The 21576-nt window shown below is 73.6% G+C and carries 22 protein-coding genes and 2 tRNA genes; 15 read left to right on the top strand and 9 right to left on the bottom strand.

All coding sequences use genetic code 11. The features are described 5' to 3' along the window. The 5 genes from cysE to GPA02_RS11655 form a co-directional block, all read right to left on the bottom strand. The gene (gene cysE / locus GPA02_RS11675; RefSeq protein WP_156200206.1) at positions 1–588 is read right to left on the bottom strand and encodes a serine O-acetyltransferase; all 588 of its coding nucleotides are present in this window, start codon (positions 586–588) and stop codon (positions 1–3) included. Positions 589–598: 10 nt separating this feature from the next. Continuing rightward, complete coding sequence (gene cysK, locus GPA02_RS11670) at positions 599–1537, bottom strand: cysteine synthase A (RefSeq protein ID WP_156200205.1); 939 nt, start codon at positions 1535–1537, stop codon at positions 599–601. Positions 1538–1658: 121 nt separating this feature from the next. Beyond that, a complete protein-coding gene (locus tag GPA02_RS11665; protein WP_156200203.1) occupies positions 1659–2639 on the bottom strand; it encodes a DUF1648 domain-containing protein in 981 nt (326 codons plus the stop codon). Then, positions 2636–2989, bottom strand: coding sequence for a GntR family transcriptional regulator (locus GPA02_RS11660; protein ID WP_156200201.1), 354 nt, complete (start codon positions 2987–2989; stop codon positions 2636–2638). Before GPA02_RS11660 ends, GPA02_RS11665 begins: the two co-directional genes overlap by 4 nt. Positions 2990–3040: 51 nt before the next feature. Next, complete coding sequence (locus GPA02_RS11655; RefSeq protein ID WP_156200199.1) at positions 3041–3463, bottom strand: DUF3592 domain-containing protein; 423 nt, start codon at positions 3461–3463, stop codon at positions 3041–3043. A gap of 237 nt (positions 3464–3700) precedes the next feature. On the opposite strand from GPA02_RS11655, the gene GPA02_RS11650 reads away from it, so the two are divergent. Next, on the top strand, positions 3701–3961 hold the full coding sequence (locus tag GPA02_RS11650) for a type B 50S ribosomal protein L31 (RefSeq protein ID WP_156200197.1): 261 nt from the start codon (positions 3701–3703) through the stop codon (positions 3959–3961). Positions 3962–3997: 36 nt separating this feature from the next. Beyond that, on the top strand, positions 3998–4168 hold the full coding sequence (gene rpmF / locus GPA02_RS11645) for a 50S ribosomal protein L32 (protein ID WP_156200195.1): 171 nt from the start codon (positions 3998–4000) through the stop codon (positions 4166–4168). Between the two features lie 651 nt (positions 4169–4819). On the opposite strand, the gene GPA02_RS11640 is transcribed toward rpmF, so the two are convergent. Further along, positions 4820–4890, bottom strand: a tRNA-Gly gene (locus GPA02_RS11640). A 69-nt stretch (positions 4891–4959) separates the two neighbouring features. Between GPA02_RS11640 and GPA02_RS11635 the strand changes: the two genes are divergently transcribed. From GPA02_RS11635 to GPA02_RS11575, 13 genes are all read left to right on the top strand, one after another. Continuing rightward, positions 4960–5033: transfer RNA gene (locus GPA02_RS11635), tRNA-Pro, on the top strand. A gap of 429 nt (positions 5034–5462) precedes the next feature. Next, positions 5463–6851, top strand: a complete 1389-nt coding sequence (tig, locus tag GPA02_RS11630; protein WP_156200193.1) for a trigger factor — start codon at positions 5463–5465, stop codon at positions 6849–6851. Positions 6852–7026: 175 nt separating this feature from the next. Next, entirely contained in the window at positions 7027–7644 is a 618-nt protein-coding gene (locus tag GPA02_RS11625) for an ATP-dependent Clp protease proteolytic subunit (protein ID WP_156200313.1), read from the top strand. 31 nt (positions 7645–7675) lie between these two features. Beyond that, positions 7676–8344: an ATP-dependent Clp protease proteolytic subunit gene (locus GPA02_RS11620; RefSeq protein WP_156200191.1), complete on the top strand. Its 669-nt coding sequence runs from the start codon at positions 7676–7678 to the stop codon at positions 8342–8344. Positions 8345–8561: 217 nt separating this feature from the next. Further along, positions 8562–9851 carry an ATP-dependent Clp protease ATP-binding subunit ClpX gene (gene clpX / locus GPA02_RS11615; protein ID WP_156200189.1) on the top strand — a complete coding sequence of 430 codons (1290 nt, stop codon included), beginning with the start codon at positions 8562–8564 and terminating at the stop codon, positions 9849–9851. Next, complete coding sequence (locus tag GPA02_RS11610; protein ID WP_156200187.1) at positions 9844–10158, top strand: chorismate mutase; 315 nt, start codon at positions 9844–9846, stop codon at positions 10156–10158. The genes clpX and GPA02_RS11610 overlap by 8 nt, the downstream gene beginning before the upstream one ends. Positions 10159–10295: 137 nt before the next feature. Further along, positions 10296–12917 carry a nitrite reductase large subunit NirB gene (gene nirB / locus GPA02_RS11605; RefSeq protein WP_156200185.1) on the top strand — a complete coding sequence of 874 codons (2622 nt, stop codon included), beginning with the start codon at positions 10296–10298 and terminating at the stop codon, positions 12915–12917. Then, entirely contained in the window at positions 12914–13291 is a 378-nt protein-coding gene (nirD, locus tag GPA02_RS11600; protein ID WP_156200183.1) for a nitrite reductase small subunit NirD, read from the top strand. The genes nirB and nirD overlap by 4 nt, the downstream gene beginning before the upstream one ends. 1 nt (position 13292) lies before the next feature. Beyond that, positions 13293–14471, top strand: coding sequence for a uroporphyrinogen-III C-methyltransferase (gene cobA / locus GPA02_RS11595; protein WP_156200182.1), 1179 nt, complete (start codon positions 13293–13295; stop codon positions 14469–14471). 35 nt (positions 14472–14506) lie between these two features. After that, positions 14507–15592: a uroporphyrinogen-III synthase gene (locus tag GPA02_RS11590; protein ID WP_156200312.1), complete on the top strand. Its 1086-nt coding sequence runs from the start codon at positions 14507–14509 to the stop codon at positions 15590–15592. Beyond that, on the top strand, positions 15589–16278 hold the full coding sequence (locus GPA02_RS11585; RefSeq protein WP_156200180.1) for a sirohydrochlorin chelatase: 690 nt from the start codon (positions 15589–15591) through the stop codon (positions 16276–16278). Before GPA02_RS11590 ends, GPA02_RS11585 begins: the two co-directional genes overlap by 4 nt. Beyond that, entirely contained in the window at positions 16275–17279 is a 1005-nt protein-coding gene (locus tag GPA02_RS11580) for an alpha/beta hydrolase (RefSeq protein ID WP_156200178.1), read from the top strand. The genes GPA02_RS11585 and GPA02_RS11580 overlap by 4 nt, the downstream gene beginning before the upstream one ends. A 293-nt stretch (positions 17280–17572) precedes the next feature. Beyond that, positions 17573–18808, top strand: a complete 1236-nt coding sequence (locus GPA02_RS11575; RefSeq protein WP_156200176.1) for an ATP-grasp domain-containing protein — start codon at positions 17573–17575, stop codon at positions 18806–18808. Here the strand turns inward: GPA02_RS11575 and GPA02_RS11570 are convergent. From GPA02_RS11570 to GPA02_RS11560, 3 genes are all read right to left on the bottom strand, one after another. Further along, positions 18805–19026, bottom strand: coding sequence for a hypothetical protein (locus GPA02_RS11570; RefSeq protein WP_156200175.1), 222 nt, complete (start codon positions 19024–19026; stop codon positions 18805–18807). The genes GPA02_RS11575 and GPA02_RS11570 overlap by 4 nt on opposite strands. Positions 19027–19136: 110 nt before the next feature. Further along, a complete protein-coding gene (locus tag GPA02_RS11565; RefSeq protein WP_156200173.1) occupies positions 19137–20210 on the bottom strand; it encodes a C45 family autoproteolytic acyltransferase/hydrolase in 1074 nt (357 codons plus the stop codon). After that, positions 20207–21478 (bottom strand): alpha-L-fucosidase, encoded by a 1272-nt coding sequence (locus GPA02_RS11560; protein ID WP_275689721.1) that lies wholly within the window; start codon positions 21476–21478, stop codon positions 20207–20209. Before GPA02_RS11560 ends, GPA02_RS11565 begins: the two co-directional genes overlap by 4 nt. Positions 21479–21576 lie beyond the last annotated feature (98 nt).

Raw genomic sequence — 21576 nt, 5'->3', positions numbered from 1 at the left:
TCAGATGTAGATCGCCGGGTCGGTGAGGTCGTCGCGCGCGGCGGCCGCCACCTTCTTCGGCTTGCCCGGCACCCCCACGACCACGAGGCCGTCGGGGACGTCCTTGACGACGACGGCGTTGGCACCGATCTGCACGTCGTCGCCGACCGTGATCGGGCCGAGCACCTTCGCGCCGGCGCCGATGACCACCCGGTCGCCGATCGTCGGGTGGCGCTTGCCCTTGCTCATCGAGCGGCCGCCGAGCGTCGAGGTGTGGAACATCAGCACGTCGTCGCCCACGACGGCGGTCTCACCGATGACGACGCCCATGCCGTGGTCGATGAAGAAGCGCCGCCCGAGCTGGGCACCGGGGTGGATCTCCACCCCGGTGACCAGCCGGACGACCTGCGAGATGACGCGCGCCGGGAGCCGCAGCAGCGGCGAGGTGACCCAGAGCCGGTGCGCCAGCCGGTGCGCCCACAGGGCGTGCACACCGGGGTAGAGCAGCGCGACCTCCAGCAGCGTCCGCGCGGCGGGGTCACGCCGTCGGGCCGTCTCGAGATCCTCCCGGACCAGCCAGAGCAGGGGGAGGTGGTGGGTCGCGCTCATGCTGTGCGGCTCAGGCCTCGGCGAGGTCGGCGAACAGGATCGTCGACAGGTAGCGCTCGCCGAAGCTCGGCACGATGACGACGATCGTCTTGCCGGCGTTCTCCGGACGCTTCGCCACCTGCACCGCAGCGTGGATCGCGGCGCCGGAGGAGATGCCGACCAGCAGACCCTCCTCGGCCGCGGTGCGGCGCGCGGTCTTCACCGCGGTCTCGGCGTTGACGTCGATGACCTCGTCGTAGACGGAGGTGTCGAGGATCTCCGGCACGAAGTTCGCGCCGATGCCCTGGATCTTGTGCGGGCCGGGCTGGCCGCCGTTGAGGATCGGGGACTCCTCGGGCTCGACCGCGATGATCTTGACCTCGGGCTTGCGCGACTTGAGCACCTGGCCGACGCCGGTGATCGTGCCGCCGGTGCCGATGCCGGCCACGACGATGTCGACACCGCCGTCGGTGTCGTTCCAGATCTCCTCGGCGGTGGTCTTGCGGTGGATCTCCGGGTTGGCCTCGTTGGCGAACTGGCGGGCCAGCACCGCGCCGGGCCGCTCGGCGGCGATCTCGTTGGCGCGGTTGACGGCGCCCTTCATACCCTCCGAGCCCGGGGTGAGCACGAGTTCGGCGCCGAAGGCGCGCAGCAGCATCTTGCGCTCGTTCGACATCGTCTCCGGCATCGTGAGCACGACGTCGTAGCCGCGCGCCGCGCCGACGAACGCGAGCGCGATGCCGGTGTTGCCCGAGGTGGCCTCGACGATGGTGCCGCCCGGCTTCAGCTCGCCGGAGGCCTCGGCGGCGTCGATGATCGCGACGCCGATGCGGTCCTTGACGCTGTTGGCCGGGTTGTAGAACTCGAGCTTGGCGAGCACGGTCGCCTCGGCGCCGTCGGTCACCTTGTTGAGGCGCACGAGGGGCGTGTTGCCGATGAGCTGGGTCGCGTCGTCGTAGATGCGGGCCATGGGGTTCCTTCTGCTGCTGGGACCGATACGGGGCAAGGGTCGCACGAGCGGGTCGGTGCCCGCTCGCCGTCGGGGGCCGTCTCAGCCCGCAGACGGGCGGCGGACGGGGTCCTCGACGGGCTCAGGAGGCGTCGTCGGGGGTGGGCTGCCGGGCGCGGTCGGCGACCGTGTTGAGCAGGGCCGCCGCCTGGGTTGCACGGTCGACCGTGACGACCACGCGGCGGCCCGCGGTGCGCTCGACCTCCAGGCCCTCGCCCGCGCGGGTGACGAAGCCGAGCGCGCCCGTGAACGACACGCGCACGCCCCAGCCCCCGAAGTCGTGCATCGGCCTCACCTCGGTGACGTCGGCGCGCACGACCTCGGCGGCGGGCACGTGGTAGCGCGGCCAGCCGAGCCCGCCGCGCAGCGTGAGCCCGCCGGCGTCGACCTGGACGCGCCAGCCGGACATGACGAGCAGCAGCGCGCCGATGAGGACCGGGAACACCAGCGTCCACCAGTCGCCGGTGAGCAGCCCCACGGGCACCGTGACACCCAGCAGCAGCGCGATCACCGCGATCGGCACCGCGACGGGGATCGAGGGGAGCGGCGCCGTCCACACGGCCTCGCCGCCCTCGGGCAGCGACAGCCGGGGCGCGTCGGCAGGGACGGCGTCGGTCGCCGGGGCGGGGGCATCGGCCCCGGCCAGCCACGTCGCCAGCCCGCCGACGACGACCGAGGCCAGCACCGCCAGTGCGATCGGGGCGCCGGGGGTGCCGACGGCGGTGGCGTCGGTGGCGTCGAGCTGGACGGCGGTGATGCCGACGACCAGGCCCGCCATCATCGTGGCCATGCCGGCCGAGAGGCCGACCATGCCGCGGCGTGCGGCGCCGCGCACGACGACCGCCAGCACGACGGCCGGGAGGCAGATCGCGGCGCTCATGACCGCCAGCGGCAGCAGGTGGTCGCCGAACGAGCCGACCCGGTCGACGCCGTCGACACCCCAGTGCAGCGCCAGCGGGTCGGGCAACCGCGGGCGCCAGGAGAGCACCAGCGACACCGCCGCCCCCAGGACGACGGCGGGGAGGACGGCGCCGAGCAGGACGGCGCGGGTGCGGAGGGTCACGTGGTCTCCTCGGTGAGCAGGGCGGCGAGGGTGGCGGGCTGGATGCCGAGGCGCTCGGCCTCGGCGCGGGTGGCGGCGACCAGCTCGCGCAGCCGGGCGTAGTCGCGGGCGGCCGAGGGGCTTACCGTGGCGCCGCGGCCGCGGTGCAGGTCGAGCAGGCCCTCGTCGCGCAGGTCGCGGTAGGCGTGCAGCACCGTGTTGACGTTGAGGTCGAGCGCCTCGGCGAGGTCGCGCGCGGCGGGCAGCCGCTCGCCCGGCGACGCCTCGCCCCGCACGACGGCGAGCCGCACCGCCGCGGCGACCTGCTCGAAGAGCGGCCGCGGCGACGCGGGGTCGATGGCGATCAGCACACAACTATGCTACTTGTGATAGCCCAAGCATCACAAGTAGTGGGCGGGAGCTCAGGCGGTGCCCGCGAGCGTCTGGACGGTGAGCACGACGATCGCGACCCCGACCGTGAACGCCAGGAGCCCGACGGCGCCCGCGAGCCAGTGCGGGGCGCCCAGGCGTCGTCGCGGCTGGCTGCGCGCGGGGTCGTGCGGGTCGACGACGACCGGGATCTCGGTGCCGTTCGTGGCGTGGAAGGTGATCGGCCCGGACCCGCTGCGCACCCGGCCGCCGGCGGTGTAGGAGTAGGAGGCGCGGTAGGAGCGGGTCACGCCGTCGGACGCCGTCGAGGCGTGCGTGTGCAGGACGACCCCGGTGGTGCGGGTCCAGGCACGCTCGCGCAGCTGCGTGCGCATGACCAGGGCGACCTGCACGACGAAGGGCGTCATCGCCAGGGCGCCGAGCAGCAGCCCCACCCAGGGGTGGTCGTCGAGCATCGCCGGTCTCCTGTGTCGGTGCTGGGTCGGTGAGCGCGGCCCGTGGGGCGGGGTCACCGTAGTGTGTCGTGGGTCGCTCTCGCGGATGTGCGAGCGGCCACCGATTACGGGTATGATCGTCCGGTTGCGGCTCCCGGGCTGCACCCTGGCGCGCCCTCAGTCCCTGGTCCGCGCGCCGCCCCTCGGGAACGGTGTCGATGTGTGCCGCCCCCGTCACGAACCAAGGAAGCGACAGCCATGAAGAAGGACATCCACCCGGAGTACGCGCCGGTCGTGTTCCGCGACATCTCCGCGGACTTCGCGATCCTGACGCGGTCCACGCTGACCTCGACGCAGACCGTCGAGTGGGAGGACGGCAACACCTACCCGGTGGTCGACGTCGACATCTCCTCGGCCTCGCACCCGTTCTACACGGGCAAGCAGAAGATCCTCGACACCGCGGGTCGCGTGGAGAAGTTCCGCCGCCGCTACGCAGCCAAGGGCGAGTCGCAGGCCTGACGGCCCGGCTCTCATCACCAGACCTAGGAGACATCGATGGCCGTCCCCAAGCGCAAGCTCTCGCGCAGCAACACCCGCGCCCGCCGCTCGCAGTGGAAGGCGCAGGTCACCGACCTCGTGCCCGTCCGCGTCGGCGGCCGTGAGGTCCGCGTGCCCCGCCGCCTGGCCAAGGCGGTCGAGCGCGGTCTCTACGTCCCGGAGGACTGAGACCCCCGCGTCGGCGTACCGACGCGTCCACGACAGGCCGTCCCGCACCGCGGGGCGGCCTTCGTCGTTGCCCGGGTGGGGCCGGTGCGGGTAGGGGCGTAGGCGTAGGCGTAGGCGCGGGCGTGGGCGCGGGCCTCGCCCCAGCGTTCTCCGCACACCCACGCCGAGTTCGTGCCCCCGTGCCGAGTTCGTGCCGGGCACGGCACGAACTCCGCCCGGGAGCACGACCTCGGCACGGACCCGGACGCGGACAGGCTGCAGCAGGGGGCACCCGGCGACGCCGACGCCGGGGCGCGGGCGGACGCGGCTCGGGCTGGGTGCGGGCCGCAGCGGCGTGGACGCTGCCGCGAACTCGTACCTGCGTGCCCAACTCGTACGGTGCACGCTACGAGCTGGGCGCGGCGCTACGAGTTCGCTGGTGGTCGTCAGCGGCTGCCGGCCCATGCCTCCGATCGGCGCCGAGTTCGTGCCTGCGCCCCGAGTTCGTGCCGGGCGCGGCACGAACTTGGCGGCCACGCACGAACTCGACCCATGGGGTGGCCAGAGGGGCGACGGCAGGGCCGCGTGGGGTGGCGCCTCACCGTGGCCGTGGCCGGCGCGGGCCTCATGACGGAGGCCGCCTCGACTGCGTCGGGCGGCCTCGTCGTGCGGAGCGGGTGACGGGAATCGAACCCGCACCATCTGCTTGGAAGGCAGAGGCTCTACCATTGAGCTACACCCGCTGGTCGTGCCCCACGAGGGTACATGCCGCCGGCGGGTCGTTTCGTGCGCGAGCCGCCGTTCGCGCAGCACGGGATGTGGCGCAGGTTGGTAGCGCGTCCGCTTTGGGAGCGGAAGGTCGCAGGTTCAAATCCTGTCATCCCGACATCGGCCGGGCGGCAGCCCGGCCGTGACGGGATGGACAGATGCTGGGAGCCGATCGCGCTGCGACGAAGGAGCGGCGCGACCGGCGGTTCCTGTCATCCCGCCGCCGGAGCGTCGGCCCGGTGGCTCCTCCATCCCGACGCGTGGCCCTCTCTGCGGCGACCGTGGACGCGGCGACCAGCAGTTCCTGCCGTCCCGACGGCGACCGCACGGCGCCCGGGTCGCGGTGGGACCGGCGCATGCTGGGAGGGGCCGTCGGCGGCCCCTGCCCCCGCGTCCGTGGCGGGGACGGCGGTGCCGTAGGATTGGACGGCCCGTCGGCGCCTGATCGACCTCCTGCGCCGGGCTACAGACCACCTCCGAGCCGGTGCCATCCATGTGCGAGCGCCCGGGCGGAGACCCCCGAGTACCACGTTCAGGAGTGCATGCCGTGAAGAGCGCCGTCGAGACCGTCGACGAGACCCGGGTCAAGCTGACCGTCGAGGTCCCGATGGTCGAGCTGCAGCCCAACGTCGACAAGGCCTACAAGGAGATCGCGCAGCAGGTCACGATCCCGGGCTTCCGCAAGGGCAAGGTGCCGCCGCGGATCATCGACCAGCGGGTCGGCAAGCCCGTGGTGCTGGAGCAGGCGATCAACGAGGCGATGCCGGAGCTGTACCGCCGCGCCGTCACCGAGGCCGACATCAAGCCGATCGGCCAGCCGAAGATCGACGTCACCACGATCCCCGGCCTCACCGGCGAGGACGACGGCGACGACCTCGTCTTCACCGCCGAGCTCGACGTGCGTCCCGAGATCGAGCTGCCCGACCTGTCCGGCGTCACCCTGACCGTCGACTCGGTCGAGGTGACCGACGAGGACGTCGAGGAGAGCCTCACGACGCTGCGTCAGCGCTACGCCAGCCTCGTCGGCGTCGACCGCCCGGTCGCCGACGGCGACTTCCTCAGCATCGACCTGCGCGCCGCGATCGGCGACGAGGAGATCGACACCGCGAGCGGCGTCTCCTACCAGGTCGGCTCCGGCAACCTGCTGCCCGGCATCGACGAGGCCGTCATCGGCCTGTCGGCCGGCGAGACCGCGACGTTCTCCGCCCCGCTCGCCGGTGGCGAGCACGCCGGCGAGGAGGCCCAGGTCACCGTCACCGTCGTCTCGGTCAAGGAGCAGGAGCTCCCCGAGGTCGACGACGACTTCGCCCAGATGGCGTCCGAGGTCGACACGATCGACGAGCTCCGCGAGAACCTGCGCACGCAGGTCGCCGACGCCAAGGTCAACAACCAGGCCGTGCAGGCGCGTGACCGGCTGCTCGAGCACCTGCTCGAGAACACCGAGTTCCCGCTGCCGCAGGGCGTCATCGAGGACGAGATCCACCGCCACCTCGAGGGCGAGGGCCGCCTCGACGACGACGAGCACCGCGAGGAGGTGCGCGAGCAGGCCACCGACGCGCTCCGCCGTCAGCTGCTGCTCGACGCGCTGGCCGAGAAGGTCAAGGTGCAGGTCGAGCAGGGCGAGATGGTCGAGTTCATGCTGCGGACCGCCCAGCAGTACCGGATGGACCCGAACGAGTTCATCCAGAGCGCGGCGGCGAACAACCAGATGCCGCTCTACATGGCCGAGCTCGCGCGCAACAAGTCGCTCGCGGTCGCGCTGCGCGACGTCACCGTCGTCGACGAGGCGGGCAACGCCGTCGACCTCACCGAGTTCATCGGTGACGAGGACGAGGACGCCGCGGCGACCACGACCGAGACCGTCGAGGTCGAGGCCGACGAGCCCGAGGCGGACGAGGCGGCCGAGGCCGAGGACGGCGACACCCAGCAGTCCTGAGGGAGTCTCGCTGCCGGCGCCCCGTGTGCGCTGGCAGCGAAACCCCGCCGGGCGCGGGCATGACCCGCCGGAGGGCGGCGTTAGCCTCCCATGCAAGGCGGCTCCCCGGCGGGGACCGCGGCGAGCGAAGACCACCTCGAACCGAGCAGAAACGGCGGCACACGTGAGTCAGCACATGATCGACCTCCCGCAGGCGGCGGGCCCCGACACCAAGGGTCTGACGCTCGGCGACAGCATCTACAACCGGCTCCTCCAGGAGCGCATCATCTGGCTGGGCTCCGAGGTGCGCGACGACAACGCGAACCAGATCTGCGCGCAGATGCTCCTGCTCGCCGCCGAGGACAGCGAGAAGGACATCTGGCTGTACATCAACTCGCCCGGTGGCTCGGTGACCGCCGGCATGGCGATCTACGACACCATGCAGTACGTGCAGCCCGACGTCGCGACCGTCGGCATGGGCATGGCCGCCTCGATGGGCCAGTTCCTGCTCTCCTCGGGCGCCAAGGGCAAGCGCTACGCCACCCCGCACACGCGGGTGATGATGCACCAGCCCTCGGGCGGCATCGGCGGCACGACCACCGACATCAAGATCAACGCCGAGCTGATCCTGCACATGAAGCGGGTGCTGGCGGAGATCACCGCCGAGCAGACCGGCAAGACCGTCGACGAGATCCTCCGCGACGCGGACCGCGACCGCTGGTTCACCGCCGACGAGGCGCTCGAGTACGGGTTCATCGACCACGTCGTCACGCACGCCAGCTCCGTGCGCGGCGGCGGCGGGACGTCGGACTGAGCCGGCCGGTCAGGACAGGGAGACAGCAGACATGAACTACGACCCCACCCTCGGCCTCGCCGGCGGTCGCGCACCGCAGACGCCCTCGGCGCGCTACATCCTCCCGCAGTTCGAGGAGCGCACCGCCTACGGCTTCAAGCGCCAGGACCCCTACACCAAGCTGTTCGAGGACCGCATCATCTTCCTCGGCGTGCAGGTGGACGACGCCTCCGCGGACGACATCATGGCCCAGCTCCTCGTGCTGGAGAGCCAGGACCCTGACGGCCTCATCACGCTGTACATCAACAGCCCCGGTGGCTCGTTCACCGCGATGACGGCGATCTACGACACGATGCAGTACATCAAGCCGCAGATCCAGACCGTCTGCCTCGGGCAGGCGGCCTCGGCCGCGGCGGTCCTGCTCGCCGCCGGCTCGCCCGGCAAGCGCCTGGCGCTGCCGAACGCGCGCGTGCTGATCCACCAGCCCGCGATGGAGGGCGGCTACGCGCAGGCGTCGGACATCGAGATCCACGCCAACGAGATGATCCGTATGCGCGAGTGGCTGGAGAACACACTGGCGCAGCACTCGGGCAAGGACGTCGAAGAGGTCCGCAACGACATCGAGCGGGACAAGATCCTCTCGGCGGAGGCGGCCAAGGAGTACGGCCTGGTCGACCAGGTGCTCGAGAGCCGCAAGGCGCCCGCCGTCACCGCGGGCTGAGACCACTGACCACGCACGGGGCTCCGCACCGGCCGCAGCAGGCCGGGCGGGGCCCCGCGCGCGTGTCCGGGGACCTCCGTGCGAGCACCGTGCTGCCGACACGCGGCCGGTATTCGCACGTGCGTCACCGGGGCGACATAGTGTGCAATGGTGCTGTGCGCCCGGGTCGGCCGGCCGCCGCGCACCCAGCAAGAACCCAGACGAGCAGGAGGTACCGATGGCGCGCGTAGGAGAAGGTGCCGACCTGCTCAAGTGCTCGTTCTGCGGCAAGAGCCAGAAGCAGGTCAAGAAGCTGATCGCCGGCCCCGGCGTCTACATCTGCGACGAGTGCATCGAGCTCTGCAACGAGATCATCGAGGAGGAGCTCGCCGAGGCGAGCGAGCTGGGGCTCGTCGAGCTCCCCAAGCCGCGTGAGATCTTCGAGTTCCTCGACTCCTACATCGTCGGCCAGGAGAGCGCCAAGCGCTCGCTCGCGGTCGCGGTCTACAACCACTACAAGCGCGTCCAGGCCAGCGAGCAGGGCGGCACCGCCTTCGGCGGCGGCGAGGGCGACGACGTCGAGCTCGCCAAGTCGAACATCCTCCTCATCGGCCCCACCGGCTGCGGCAAGACCTACTTCGCGCAGACGTTGGCGAAGATGCTCAACGTGCCGTTCGCGATCGCGGACGCCACCGCGCTCACCGAGGCCGGCTACGTCGGCGAGGACGTCGAGAACATCCTGCTCAAGCTGCTGCAGGCGGCGGACTTCGACGTCAAGAAGGCCGAGACCGGCATCATCTACATCGACGAGATCGACAAGATCGCCCGCAAGAGCGAGAACCCGTCGATCACGCGCGACGTGTCCGGCGAGGGCGTGCAGCAGGCGCTGCTGAAGATCCTCGAGGGCACGACCGCGTCGGTGCCGCCGCAGGGTGGGCGCAAGCACCCGCACCAGGAGTTCATCACGATCGACACCACCAAGGTGCTGTTCATCGTGGCGGGCGCGTTCGCGGGCCTGGAGGAGATCATCGCGGGTCGCGCCGGCCGCGCCGGCATCGGGTTCGGGGCGCCGCTGCGCTCGGCCGAGGACACCGACGCGATCGCCGACGTGATGCCCGAGGACCTGCTGAAGTTCGGGCTGATCCCCGAGTTCATCGGCCGTCTGCCGGTCGTCACCACCGTGGCCCCGCTCGACGCCGAGGCGCTGGGCCGGATCCTCACCGAGCCGAAGAACGCGCTCATCAAGCAGTACCAGAAGATGTTCGAGCTCGACGGCGTCGAGCTGGAGTTCACCGACGACGCCGTCGCGGCCGTCGCCGACCAGGCGATCCTGCGCGGCACCGGCGCGCGGGCGCTGCGGGCGATCCTCGAGGAGGTCCTGCAGTCGGTGATGTTCGACGTCCCCTCGCGCGACGACGTCGCCCGCGTGGTCATCACCCGCGAGGTCGTGCTCGAGAACGTCAACCCGACCCTCGTGCCGCGTGAGACCACGCGCGCCAAGCGGACGCCGCGGGAGAAGAGTGCCTGACGCCGACGCACCCGGCGGCGTGCCGCCCGAGCTCGTCCGGCTCCGCGGCAGCATCGACAACATCGACGCCGCCCTCGTGCACCTGCTGGCCGAGCGGTTCAAGTGCACCCAGCAGGTGGGCCGGCTCAAGGCCGAGCTGGGGCTGCCGCCGTCGGACCCGGCGCGCGAGGCGGTCCAGATCGCGCGGCTGCGCGCGCTCGCCGAGGAGGCCGGTCTCGACCCCGTCTTCGCCGAGAAGTTCCTCGCGTTCATCGTCGCCGAGGTGATCCGGCACCACGAGGACATCGCGGGCTCCACGCGCTCCTAGGTCCTGCGGGATCTCACGGTCCGCGCCCGGCCGGCGTGAGACCGGTGTTACGGCTGGGCAACGGCCGTCGAACGGCCGTGAAACGCGCCCTGGTTAGCGTCGTCGTCACCGAGCACGCGACCCTCCCGGGAGGCCCGATGACCGCGCAGCACCCGCGTCACCTCGTCGTCGTCGGAGGCGGCATGGTCGCGCAACGACTCGTCGAGGCGCTGCGTGCCCGCGACGAGGCCGGCACGTGGCGCGTCACCGTGCTCGCCGAGGAGCCGCTCGCCCCCTACGACCGCGTCGCGCTCACCTCCTACTTCGGCGCCCGTGACGTCAGCGAGCTCACGCTCGGCGACCCGGCGCTGTGGGAGGACGAGCTGGTCACGCTGCACCGGGACCGCGCCGTCACCGCGATCGACCCGCAGCGGCGCGAGGTGACCGACCGGCTCGGCACCGTGCACCGCTACGACGAGCTGGTGCTCGCCACCGGGTCGCGCGCGGCCGTGCCGCCGATCCCGGGCACCGACCTGCCGGGCGTCTTCGTCTACCGCACGATCGACGACGTCGCCGCGCTGCGCGGGTGGGTCGAGGGGCTGCGGGAGGACCAGGGGCGGGGGCCGCGCGCCCGCCCGCTGCGGGGTGCCGTCATCGGTGGCGGCCTGCTCGGCCTCGAGGCCGCCGGCGCCCTGACGGCGCTGGGTGCGCAGGCGACGGTGGTGCAGTTCGGTACGCACCTCATGGACGCCCAGATCGACCTCGGTGGCGCGCAGGCGCTCACGCGGCTGATGAACGCGCAGGGGATCGCGGTCCGGACCAGCACCGCGACCACGCAGATCCGGCCCTCGCGGCGCACCAGAGCCGTCGGGCGCCTGGACTTCGCCGACGGCGGCCGTCTCGACGCCGACGTCGTGGTCCTCGCGACCGGTGTCCGCCCGCGCGACGAGCTCGCGCGCGCGGCCGGGCTGGAGGTCGCCGACCGTGGCGGGGCCGTCGTCGACCTCGCGTGCCGCACGTCGGCGCCGCACGTGTGGGCGGTCGGCGAGGTCGCCTGCATCGAGGGACGCTGCCTCGGGCTGGTCGCGCCCGGCTACGCGATGGCCGAGGTCGTCGTCGACCGGCTGCTCGGCGGCGACGCGACGTTCCCCGGCGCCGACACCGCGACCAAGCTGAAGTTCCATGGCGTCGACGTCGCGAGCTTCGGTGACGCGTTCGCCGCGTCCGAGGGCGCGATGGAGGTCGTCTGGGCCGACCCGGTCGGCGGCGTCTACAAGAAGCTCGTGCTCTCCGACGACGCCCGCACCCTGCTGGGCGGGGTGCTCGTCGGCGACGCCTCCGCCTACGCGACGCTGCGCCCGCTCGTCGGGACGGCGCTGCCGGCGGAGCCCGGGGCGTTCCTGCTGCCCGAGGGCGGTGGGGGAGCGCCGTCGGTCGAGCTGCCCGACGACGCCGCGGTCTGCTCGTGCAACAACGTCTCCGCGGGAACGGTGCGCGCGGCCGTGACCGAGCAGGGCTGCACCGACCTCGCCGGCGTGAAGGCCTGCACCCGCGCCGGCACCAGCTGCGGGTCCTGCCTCCCGCTGGTCAAGACGATCGTCGGCACCGAGCTGGAGCGGGCCGGGATCGCCGTCTCGACGGCGCTGTGCGAGCACATCGCGCTCTCCCGCGCCCAGCTGTTCGACGCCGTCCGGGTCGCCGACCTGCACACGTTCAGCGAGATCATCGAGCGGTTCGGGACCGTGCCGGCGGGCGAGAGCGGGCCGGCGCGCGGGTGCGACATCTGCAAGCCGGTGATCGCCTCGATCCTGGCCTCCCTCGGCAACGGCCACATCCTCGACGGCGAGCAGGCCACGCTGCAGGACACCAACGACCACGTGCTGGCCAACATCCAGAAGGACGGCACCTACTCGGTGGTGCCCCGCATCCCCGGCGGCGAGATCACGCCCGAGGGGCTCGTGGTCATCGGGCAGGTCGCGCAGGAGTTCGGGCTGTACACGAAGATCACCGGTGGCCAGCGCATCGACATGTTCGGCGCTCGCATCGAGCAGCTGCCGCAGATCTGGGCGCGGCTCGTCGAGGCGGGCTTCGAGTCGGGGCACGCCTACGGCAAGTCGCTGCGCACCGTGAAGTCGTGCGTCGGGTCCACCTGGTGCCGCTACGGCGTGCAGGACTCGGTCGGCATGGCCGTGCGGCTGGAGCTGCGCTACCGGGGCCTGCGCTCGCCCCACAAGATCAAGCTGGGGGTCTCAGGGTGTGCGCGCGAGTGCGCCGAGGCGCGCAGCAAGGACGTCGGCGTCATCGCGACCGAGAAGGGGTGGAACGTCTACGTGGGCGGCAACGGCGGGTTCGCGCCGCGGCACGCGCAGCTGCTCGCCGAGGACCTCGACGACGAGACCCTGGTCCGCACGATCGACCGCTTCCTCATGTACTACATCCGCACCGCCGACTGGCTGCAGCGTTCCGCCAGGTGGATGGAAGAGGTCGAGGGCGGTCTCGACGGCGTCCGCGCGGTCATCATGGACGACACCCTGGGCATCTGCGCGGACCTGGACGCCGCGATGCAGGCCCACGTCGACAGCTACACCGACGAATGGAAGGCCGTGCTCACCGATCCCGACAAGCTGCGTCGGTTCGGCTCGTTCGTGAACGCGCCGGACGTCGCCGACCCCGATCTCGCCTACGTGGCCGAGCGCGGGCAGCGGCGACCCGCGACCGACGCGGAGCGGAGCGCGGGTGCGACCCTCATCGCGGGCCCGACGCTGGCGGTGCGCTCGTGACCGCAGCACCGACGGCGACGGGCGTGCGGGTGTGCGCGCTCGCCGACCTGCTGCCGGAGCGGGGCGCGGCGGCGCTGGTCGACGGCGTGCAGGTGGCGGTGTTCCGGCTCCTCGACGACACCGTGCGGGCGGTCGGGCAGCGAGACCCGTTCAGCGGTGCGAACGTCATGTCGCGGGGGATCGTCGGCACCCGCCAGGGCGAGCCGACGGTGGCCTCGCCCATGTACAAGCAGGTGTTCTCGCTCGACACCGGCCGGTGCCTCGACACGCTCGGCTACGAGCCGGTCGGTGGCGCCGACCCGGACCTGCCCGTGTGGCGCGCCCGGGTCGTCGACGGCGACGTCTGGCTCGAGCCGACCACCGGGGAGGGCTGACGTGGAGGTCCTCGGGCTGCGGCTGGCCGGCCGCCAGGTGCTCGTCACCGGCGGCGGGCCGCGCGCGGCCGACGTGGCCGCGCGGCTGCGCGCGACCGGCGCACGCGTCCGGGTGGTCGCCGCGCTCGTCTGCGAGGACCTGCGCGACCTCGCCGCCGAGGCCGCCGTCGACCTCGTCGAGCGGGACGCTCTCGCGAGCGACCTCGACGACGTCTGGCTGGTGGCGTCGGCCGACGACGGCCCGTCCGAGCGGGCGCGCGTCCGCGCCTGGGCGGAGCAGCGGTGCGTCTGGTGCCTCGACCCCGACGGCACGGCCGCGCTCGCGGAGACCACCGACGTCGCGGGCGTGCGGATCGGCGTGCTCGCCGACGACCCGCGCCGGGCCGCCGCCGTCGGCTCGGGCATCGCGGACCTCCTCGACGAGGGGCGGCTGGACCTGCGGGGCGACCCGGCCGCGGCCGGCCGCGTCACCCTGATCGGTGGTGGCCCGGGCTCGCCCGAGCTCATCACCGTGCAGGGCCGGCGGGCGCTCGCCGAGGCCGACGTCGTCGTCACCGACCGGCTGGGCCCGCGCAGCGTGCTGCGGCACGTGCGGCCCGGCGTCGAGGTGATCGACGTCGGCAAGACCCCCGGTCACCACCCGGTGCCGCAGCACGAGATCAACGCGATCCTCGTCGAGCGGGCGCGTCGCGGGCAGGCGGTGGTGCGGCTCAAGGGCGGCGACCCGTTCGTGTTCGGCCGGGGTGGCGAGGAGGTGCAGGCCTGCCGGGCCGCGGGCGTACCGGTGACGGTCGTGCCGGGCATCAGCAGCGCGATCGCGGTGCCCGAGCTGGCGGGCATCCCGCTCACGCAGCGGGGCGTCGTCGCGGCGTTCCACGTCACGAGCGGCCACGAGGGCCTGGACCCGGCCGCGCAGGCGTGCGTGCGCGACGGCTCCGCGACCGTCGTCGTGCTCATGGGGGTGTCCAACCTCGGCCTGATCGTCGAGCAGGCGCTCGCGGCGGGGGCGCCCGCCGACACCCCGGTGGCGATCGTCGAGCGCGGCTCGACGCCGGAGCAGCGCGTCACGCGGGCGCCGCTGGCGGAGATCGTGGCGCAGGCCGCGGTGGCGCGGGTGCGCGCCCCGGCGGTCGTCGTCGTCGGCGCCGTCGCCGACCCGGGCCTGCTGGCGGACGCGTGAGCGTGACGCGCCGCGAGCAGGGCCTGCAGCAGGTGATGGCGGGCTGCTCGGTGCTGGTCACCGCCGACCGCCGCGCCGCCGAGCTGGGCACCGCGCTGGCGCGCCGGGGCGCGGTCGTGCACCACGCGCCCGCGCTGTCGATCACGAACGCGGTCGACGACGCCGCGCTGCTGGCGGCGACCGCCGACCTGGTCGAGCACGGCGTGGACGTGCTGGTCGTGACGACCGGCATCGGGTTCCGCTCCTGGGTGGAGGCGGCCGACTCGCACGGCCTCGGGGACGCGTTGCACGCGACGCTGGCGCAGGCGCGCATCGTCGCTCGCGGCCCGAAGGCCCGCGGCGCGATCCAGGCCGCGGGCCTGACGCCGGACTGGGTCGCCGAGTCGGAGACGGCCGCCGAGGTCGGGGAGCTGCTGCTCGGGGAGGGCGTCGAGGGGCTGCGGGTGGCGGTGCAGCACCACGGCGCCGGCTCCGACGGTCTCGACGGCCTGCTGACCGCCGCCGGGGCGCAGGTGGTGCCGCTCGTCGTGTACCGCTGGGGCCCGCCGCCGGACCCCGAGGCGCTGCGGCGCTCGGTGGTCGCGGCCGCGGCGGGGGAGTTCGACGCCGTCGTCTTCACCTCCGCCCCCGGCGCGGAGGCGTGGCTGTCCGCCGCCGACGAGGTGGGCGTGCTGCCGGCGCTGCGCGAGCGGTTCGACGACGGCACCGTCGCCGCGGCCGTCGGGCCGGTGACGGCGCGGCCGCTGGTCCGGCTCGGTGTCACGCCGCTGCAGCCGGAGCGCGGGCGGCTCGGTGCGCTCGTGCGGGCGCTGGTCGAGCACTTCACGCACGCCGAGCACCTCGCGGTCGACACGGTGCGCGGGCGGCTGTGCGTGCGGTCGCGGGTGGCGCTGCTCGACGGCGAGGTGCTGCCGCTGTCGCCGAGCGGTGTGGAGGTGCTGCGGCTGCTGGCCTCGGCGGCGGGCGGCGTCGTCACGCGCGCCCAGGTCCTCGCGGTGCTGCCGGGCGACTCGCAGGACCCGCACGCGGCCGAGGTCGCGGTCGCACGCGTGCGGGAGTCGGTGGGGCGCGAGCTCGTGCGCACGGTCGTCAAGCGCGGCTACCGGCTGGCGGTCGCATGACGACGCTGCTGCTGTCGTCCCACGGCACCTCCGACCCCGGGGGCCGGCGGGCCGTCGCCGGGCTGGTGTCCGCGGTCGCCGAGGCCGCCTCGACGCCCGTCGCGGCGGCGTTCGTCGACGTCGAGCAGCCCGACGTCCCGACGGCGCTGGACCGGCTGGTGGCCGACGGGGCGACGCCGGTCGTGGTGCCGCTGCTGCTGTCCGCGGGCTACCACGTGCACGTCGACCTCACCGAGGCGACGGACGCTTTCCCGACGGCGCGGCTCACCGGGGCGCTCGGCCCGGACCCGCGGCTCGTCGCGGTGCTCGTGCGGCGGCTGCACGAGGCTGGCCTGCGCGACGACGACGCGGTGGTGCTCGCCGCGGCCGGGTCCTCCGACGCGCGCGCCGTCGTCGATTGCGGCCGCGCCGGCGCCATGCTCGCCGAGACGCTGGGCCGCGACGTCGTCGTCGGCTACCTGTCCGCCGCGACGCCGGCGCTGCCACGTGCCGTCGCGGACGCGCGCGCGAGCGGGCGTCGCGTCGTCGTCGCCACCTACCTCCTCGCGCCCGGGTACTTCCTCGACCTGACCCGGCAGGCAGGCGCCGACGTCGTCAGCGACCCCTTGCTCGTGCCCGACGCCCCCGCACCCCCCGAGCTCGTCGAGATCGTGCTGGAACGCGCCGCGGCTACCCTCGCGGGGTGAGCGCGCACGCCGACGACCCGGAGGTCCTCCCGGACGGGCGCGTGCTGCTGCGGCTGCCCGACCCCGCGCACCGCCACCAGCGGGTGCGGCTGCTCGCCGGTCTCGGCACCCTCGACCCCCGGCCCGACCTCTCCTGGTCCGACGGCGTCTGGTCGGTCTGCGCCGCGCTGCCGCCCGTCGACCGGGTCGAGTACGCGTTCGAGGTGACGACGGCCGGGCAACCGGCACCCGCCGTCGTCCCGGGCGGGGTGCTGGAGCGACACGGCTACGCACCGCCCGCGTGGTGCGGTCGCGAGGTGCCGGACGGCGCGGTCGCACCGTTGCCGCTCGACGTCGCGGGCGTGACCGCGCGGCTGTGGTCGCCCGCCGGGCTCGACGGCGCCGCGGCCGCGCCGCTGCTGGTGGTGCACGACGGGCCGGACTACCTCGAGCACGCGGCGCTGGTGCGCTACCTGAGCGTGCTCGCGGCCGACGGCGAGGCGCCGCCGACCCGGGTGCTGGCGCTCACGGCGGACCCGCGCGACCGGTTGTACGGCGCGTGCGACGAGTACGCGCAGGCGCTGGTCGCCGCGGTGCTGCCGCGGGCGAACGAGCACGCCCCGACGACGGCGGTGGTCGGCCTCGGCGCGAGCCTCGGCGCGCTCGCGGTGCTGCACGCCGAGTGGCGCCACCCGGGCACCTTCGGCGCGATGCTGCTGCAGTCGGGGGCGTTCTTCACGCCCGCGACCGACCCGCAGGAGCGCGGGTTCCCGGCGTGGGACGCCGTCACCGGACTGGTCGCGGAGGTGGGGGAGGACGACCGTGCGGCCGACCTGCCGCCGACCGTGGTCACCTGCGGCGCGCACGAGGAGAACGCTGCGAACAACCGGCTGCTCGCGCGGCGGCTGGCGGAGGTCGGTGTCGCGACGACACACATCGAGACCGGCGGTCTCCACACGATGAGGGCGTGGCGCGACGCGCTGCACCCCGGTCTGCGCGACCTGCTCGTGGCGGCTGCGTGAGCGACGCGCCCTAGGCGGTTCGCGCCATCGGCGCCTCGCCGAGCAGGGCGAGCGTCGCCTCGACGATGCGGGCGGCGGCGTCCTCGGCACGGCGAACGAGCTGTCCTCCTCGCTGCTGCGCGTCACGCAGGCGGCCTGGTGGACCCGGTGGCGCATGTCCGCGGCGCTCGGCGCGGTCCGCACCCAGTCCACGCGCCGCGGCGTCACCTCCGACCTCGCCGCCGCAGGGTGGTCGGCGACGGGGTGATCGGTCCGCCGGCGCGGTAGCGTTCCCGTCGAGGACGGGAGGGCTCATGGCGGAGTCGCGACACCTCGTCGGGCTGCTGCTCGGCACCGAGGAGGACTGGCCGCGGGCCTTCGAGGAGATCCTGCGCCGGGTCGGCGGGGTGACGACGGCCGACGGCGTGCGGCACACGTTCGCGACCGAGCGGCTGCGGATCTCGCCGTTCGACCTCATGGACCCTGTGCGCCCCGGGCTGGTGATCGACCGGCTCGCGCACTGGTACTACCACCCGCGCGAGTGGCTGAAGAAGGCCGCGCTGGTCGACGGCACCTACCTGCTCAACTCGCCGTTCACGTTCCAGGCGATGGAGAAGCACAGCGCCTACTGCGCGATGCTCCGGCTGGGTCTCAAGGTGCCGCGGACCGTGCTGGTGCCCTACAAGAACCCCGTCGACAACGCGCGCTGGGCGTACACCTCGGCCACGTACAACGACCCCTTCGACCTCGACGAGATCGCGGCCGACCTGGGCTACCCGCTCTACATGAAGCCGTTCGACGGCGGTGCCTGGCGGGGCGTGTCCCGGATCGAGAACCCCGAGGAGCTGCACGCCGCGTACGACGCGTCGGGTGGGATGCTCATGCACCTGCAGGCGACCGTCGAGCACGAGGCGTTCGCGCGGGCGCTGTCGATCGGTCCCGAGACGATGGTCATGGACTTCCGGCCCGAGCTGCCGATGCACGAGCGCTACCAGGTGAGCCACGGCTTCCTGTCACCGGGTGCGGGCGCCGAGGCGGTCACGGTGAGTCGCCTCGTCAACGCGTTCTTCGGCTGGGAGTTCAACTCCGCCGAGATGCTGGTCGCGGGCGACGAGGTGTACCCGATCGACTACGCCAACGCCTGCCCGGACGTGGCGCTGACGTCGCTGCACTACTACTTCCCCTGGGCGATGACCGCGCTCGTGCGGTGGACCGTGTACTGCCTCGCCACCGGACGCCGGGTCGGTCTGGAGCGAGGCGTGGAGCGCTACCTCGAGGTCGCCGACGCCGCCTCGCTCACCTACGAGGAGAAGATGGAGCGCTACCGGAGGCTCGCGGACGAGTACTTCGAGACCGAGCGCTACTGGACGTGGTGCGCCGAGCACCTCGGCGACCTCGACGCGCGCGTGCTCGACTGGGTGGCCTCGCCGGACTTCGACGCACTCCTCGTGGAGACCGTCCGCGCGACCTACCCCGAGCACGAGCACGACCGGTTCGTGGCGCACGTCCGCGGGCTGGTCGGGCAGTGGGTGAGCGAGCGCCGGGACTAGCAGCCGGGTGGCGAGCGTCGCACCACGAGGGCGACCACGACACCGACGCCGAGCGCCGCCGGCGCGGTGACGACCGGGTGGGACCCGGCGGCGGCACCGAGCACGGCGCCGCCCTGCGTCTCCACGGCCGTCCACGCGGTGGCGAGCACCCCGCCCAGCCAGCGCAGCACCGGGGGCACCGAGGCGGTCACCTGCACGGAGGCGAGCAGATCGAGCATGGGGCACCTTCCGGGTGGGGTGCCTCCAGCCTCGGCGCGACACGGCGCCGTCGGTAGTGCGGGGGCTCACCGGTCCACGGGATGCCGTCACCGGTCCTGGCTGACGGATGTCACGCGGGGACGGTGAGCCACTCCTGCGGGGTGATGTCGCGGGGGTGCGACGCGGCGAGACCCAGCGCGGGGCGCCCGACGTCGATCGTGAGCGTCGCCTTGGTCTGCGGGCGGTCGTCGGGCGCGCGCCGCGGGTCGGGGTCGACGCAGACCGAGCCCGGCTCGTCCGACGCCAGCGCCGCGACCCGTGCGAGCGGGTCCACGGCCGCGAAGGCGTCCGCGCGGGCGCCCAGGAACGCCAGCCGCTCGCGCGTGGTGCTGTAGGGGTTCGCGGCCGCCTCGCCGGCCGCGAGGCCGGGGTCGAGGAAGTGGTTGGTGTGCAGCAGCGGCTCACCGGGGGTCGCGCGCAGCGCCGCCCAGCCGGCGGGGCTGAGCTCGACGCACGCCGCGGCCGGCTCGGCGGTCACCACGGTGAGGACGGTCGAGGCGCCGAGCGGGACGCCGTCGACCACCGCGAGCGCGTCGGCGAGCGTCCCGGCGCGGTCGAGGATCATGCGTGCGACGACGTGCACGGGGACCCCGACCTGGGAGCCGTCGGTCGTGTGCTGGAGGATGTTGAGGTGCACGCCGACGCCGCGCGAGCTCACGCCGATCTTGGCGACCTGCCCGTGCTCGCCGAAGGCGACCACACGGGCGCCGTCGGCGGTGGGGAGCGAGCGCACGACGGTCTCGTGCGCCATCTGCGCGTACCAGTCCCACGTCTGGATCGTGCGCGGGGTGCCGCCGTCGGCCGGCAGCACCACGGCCGTCGAGCACTCCTCGACAGCCGCCGCGCGCGCGAGGATCTCCGTGCGGGCGTTGATCGCCATCGCCTGCCACGGCTGCCGGCCCGCGCCACGGGCCACGCCGTCGATCTCGGCGAGCAGCTCGGGCGCGTGCCGGTCCACGACGGCGCGCGACTCCTCGGCGATCGCGCGGACGGTCGCGGGGTCGACTCCGCGGCCGGCGAACAGGGTGTCGTACTCGGCGAGCGTCGTGCGTACCTGGTCGCGCCAGGCCCGCCCGTAGGCCTCGCCCCGCTCGCCCGGGTCGGTGAGGTCGGTGCTCCAGGTGCGGATCGTCGTCGGCGTCACGGCGCCTCCTCGAGGACGATCTCGACCACAGGGACGGCGACGTCCGGCCTGCGGGCGGGCAGGTGGAGGGTGGCGCTGTCGAGCGGGACGTCGGGGGTCATGTGGCCGTGCGGGTCGTGCGGCTCGGGCTCGCTGACGCGGACCTCCGAGGCGTCGTGCAGCAGCTGGGCGTAGGCGATGCGGCCGCGCAGCCCCGGCAGGTGCACGTGGTTCATCGGCCACGCGAACAGGTGCAGGTAGAGCCGGTCGCCGCGCAGCGTGTAGCGGGCGTCGGGCGGGGGAGCGAACGGTGCCGGTCCGGCGCCGCGGAAGGACCGCTCGTGCACCGCGGTCCACGCGCCGATCTCGGCGAGCGTGCGGCGCGCCACCGGGTCGAGGTCGCCGCGGCCGGTGGGGCCGACGTTGAGCAGCAGGTTGCCGCCCTTGGAGACGCCGTCGACCAGCATCCGCACCAGCAGCTCGGGCGCCTTGTGGTCGTGGTTGTCGCGGTGGTAGCCCCAGGAGCCGTTGATCGTCTGGCACGCCTCCCACACCACCGGCTCGCCGTCGACGAGCACCTGCCCGCTGGGCTGGTGCTGCTCGGGCGTGGCCACGTCGCCCGGCAGGCCGAGGCGGTCGTTGACGACGATGCCGGGCTGCAGCTCGCGCACCGTGGCCAGCAGCTCCTCGGCGCCCCAGTCCTCCGGGCCCTTGCCCGGCAGGCCGTTGCGCTCCTCGGGGAACGTGAAGTCGAAGAACAGGTAGTCGATGCGGCCGTACCGGGTGAGCAGCTCGCGCACCTGGCCGTGCAGGTAGGCGCGGTAGCGCGCCATGTCGCGACCGGCGTTGAGCGCCTCGACGTCGTCGCCGCGCCGCGGGTGGTGGCCGTCGACGACGTAGTCGGGGTGGTGCCAGTCGAGCAGCGAGTGGTAGAAGCCCACGCGCAGGCCCTCGGCGCGGACCGCCTCGACGAACTCGGCGACGGCGTCGCGCCCGAACGGGGTGTGCACGCTCGTGTAGTCGGTGAGGTCGGAGTCCCACAGGCAGAACCCGTCGTGGTGCTTGGTCGTCAGCACCACGTAGCGCATGCCCGCCTCCCGGGCGGCGCGGGCCCAGCCGGCCGGGTCGAAGAGGTCGGCCTCGAACCGCGCGAGGTAGCGGTCGTAGTCCGCCTCGGGCGTCAGCTCGAGGCTCTTCACCCACTCGTGCCGCGCGGGGAGCGCGTACAGACCCCAGTGGACGAACATGCCGAAGCGGTCGTGGGTGAACCAGGAGGTGTGCGCCGTCACACCTCGGCAGCCAACACGGCCGCGGCGCCCGCGGTCAACTCGGGACCGTAGGCTGGACTGGCGGCCGACCGGCCGCGAGGACGACGAGGAGCACGTGC

This window comes from Actinotalea caeni (genome assembly GCF_009733795.1).
Lineage (GTDB): Bacteria > Actinomycetota > Actinomycetes > Actinomycetales > Beutenbergiaceae > Pseudactinotalea > Pseudactinotalea caeni.
Note: the sequence above shows the minus strand (reverse complement) of the source record. Positions and strands in the feature narration are given on the sequence as shown.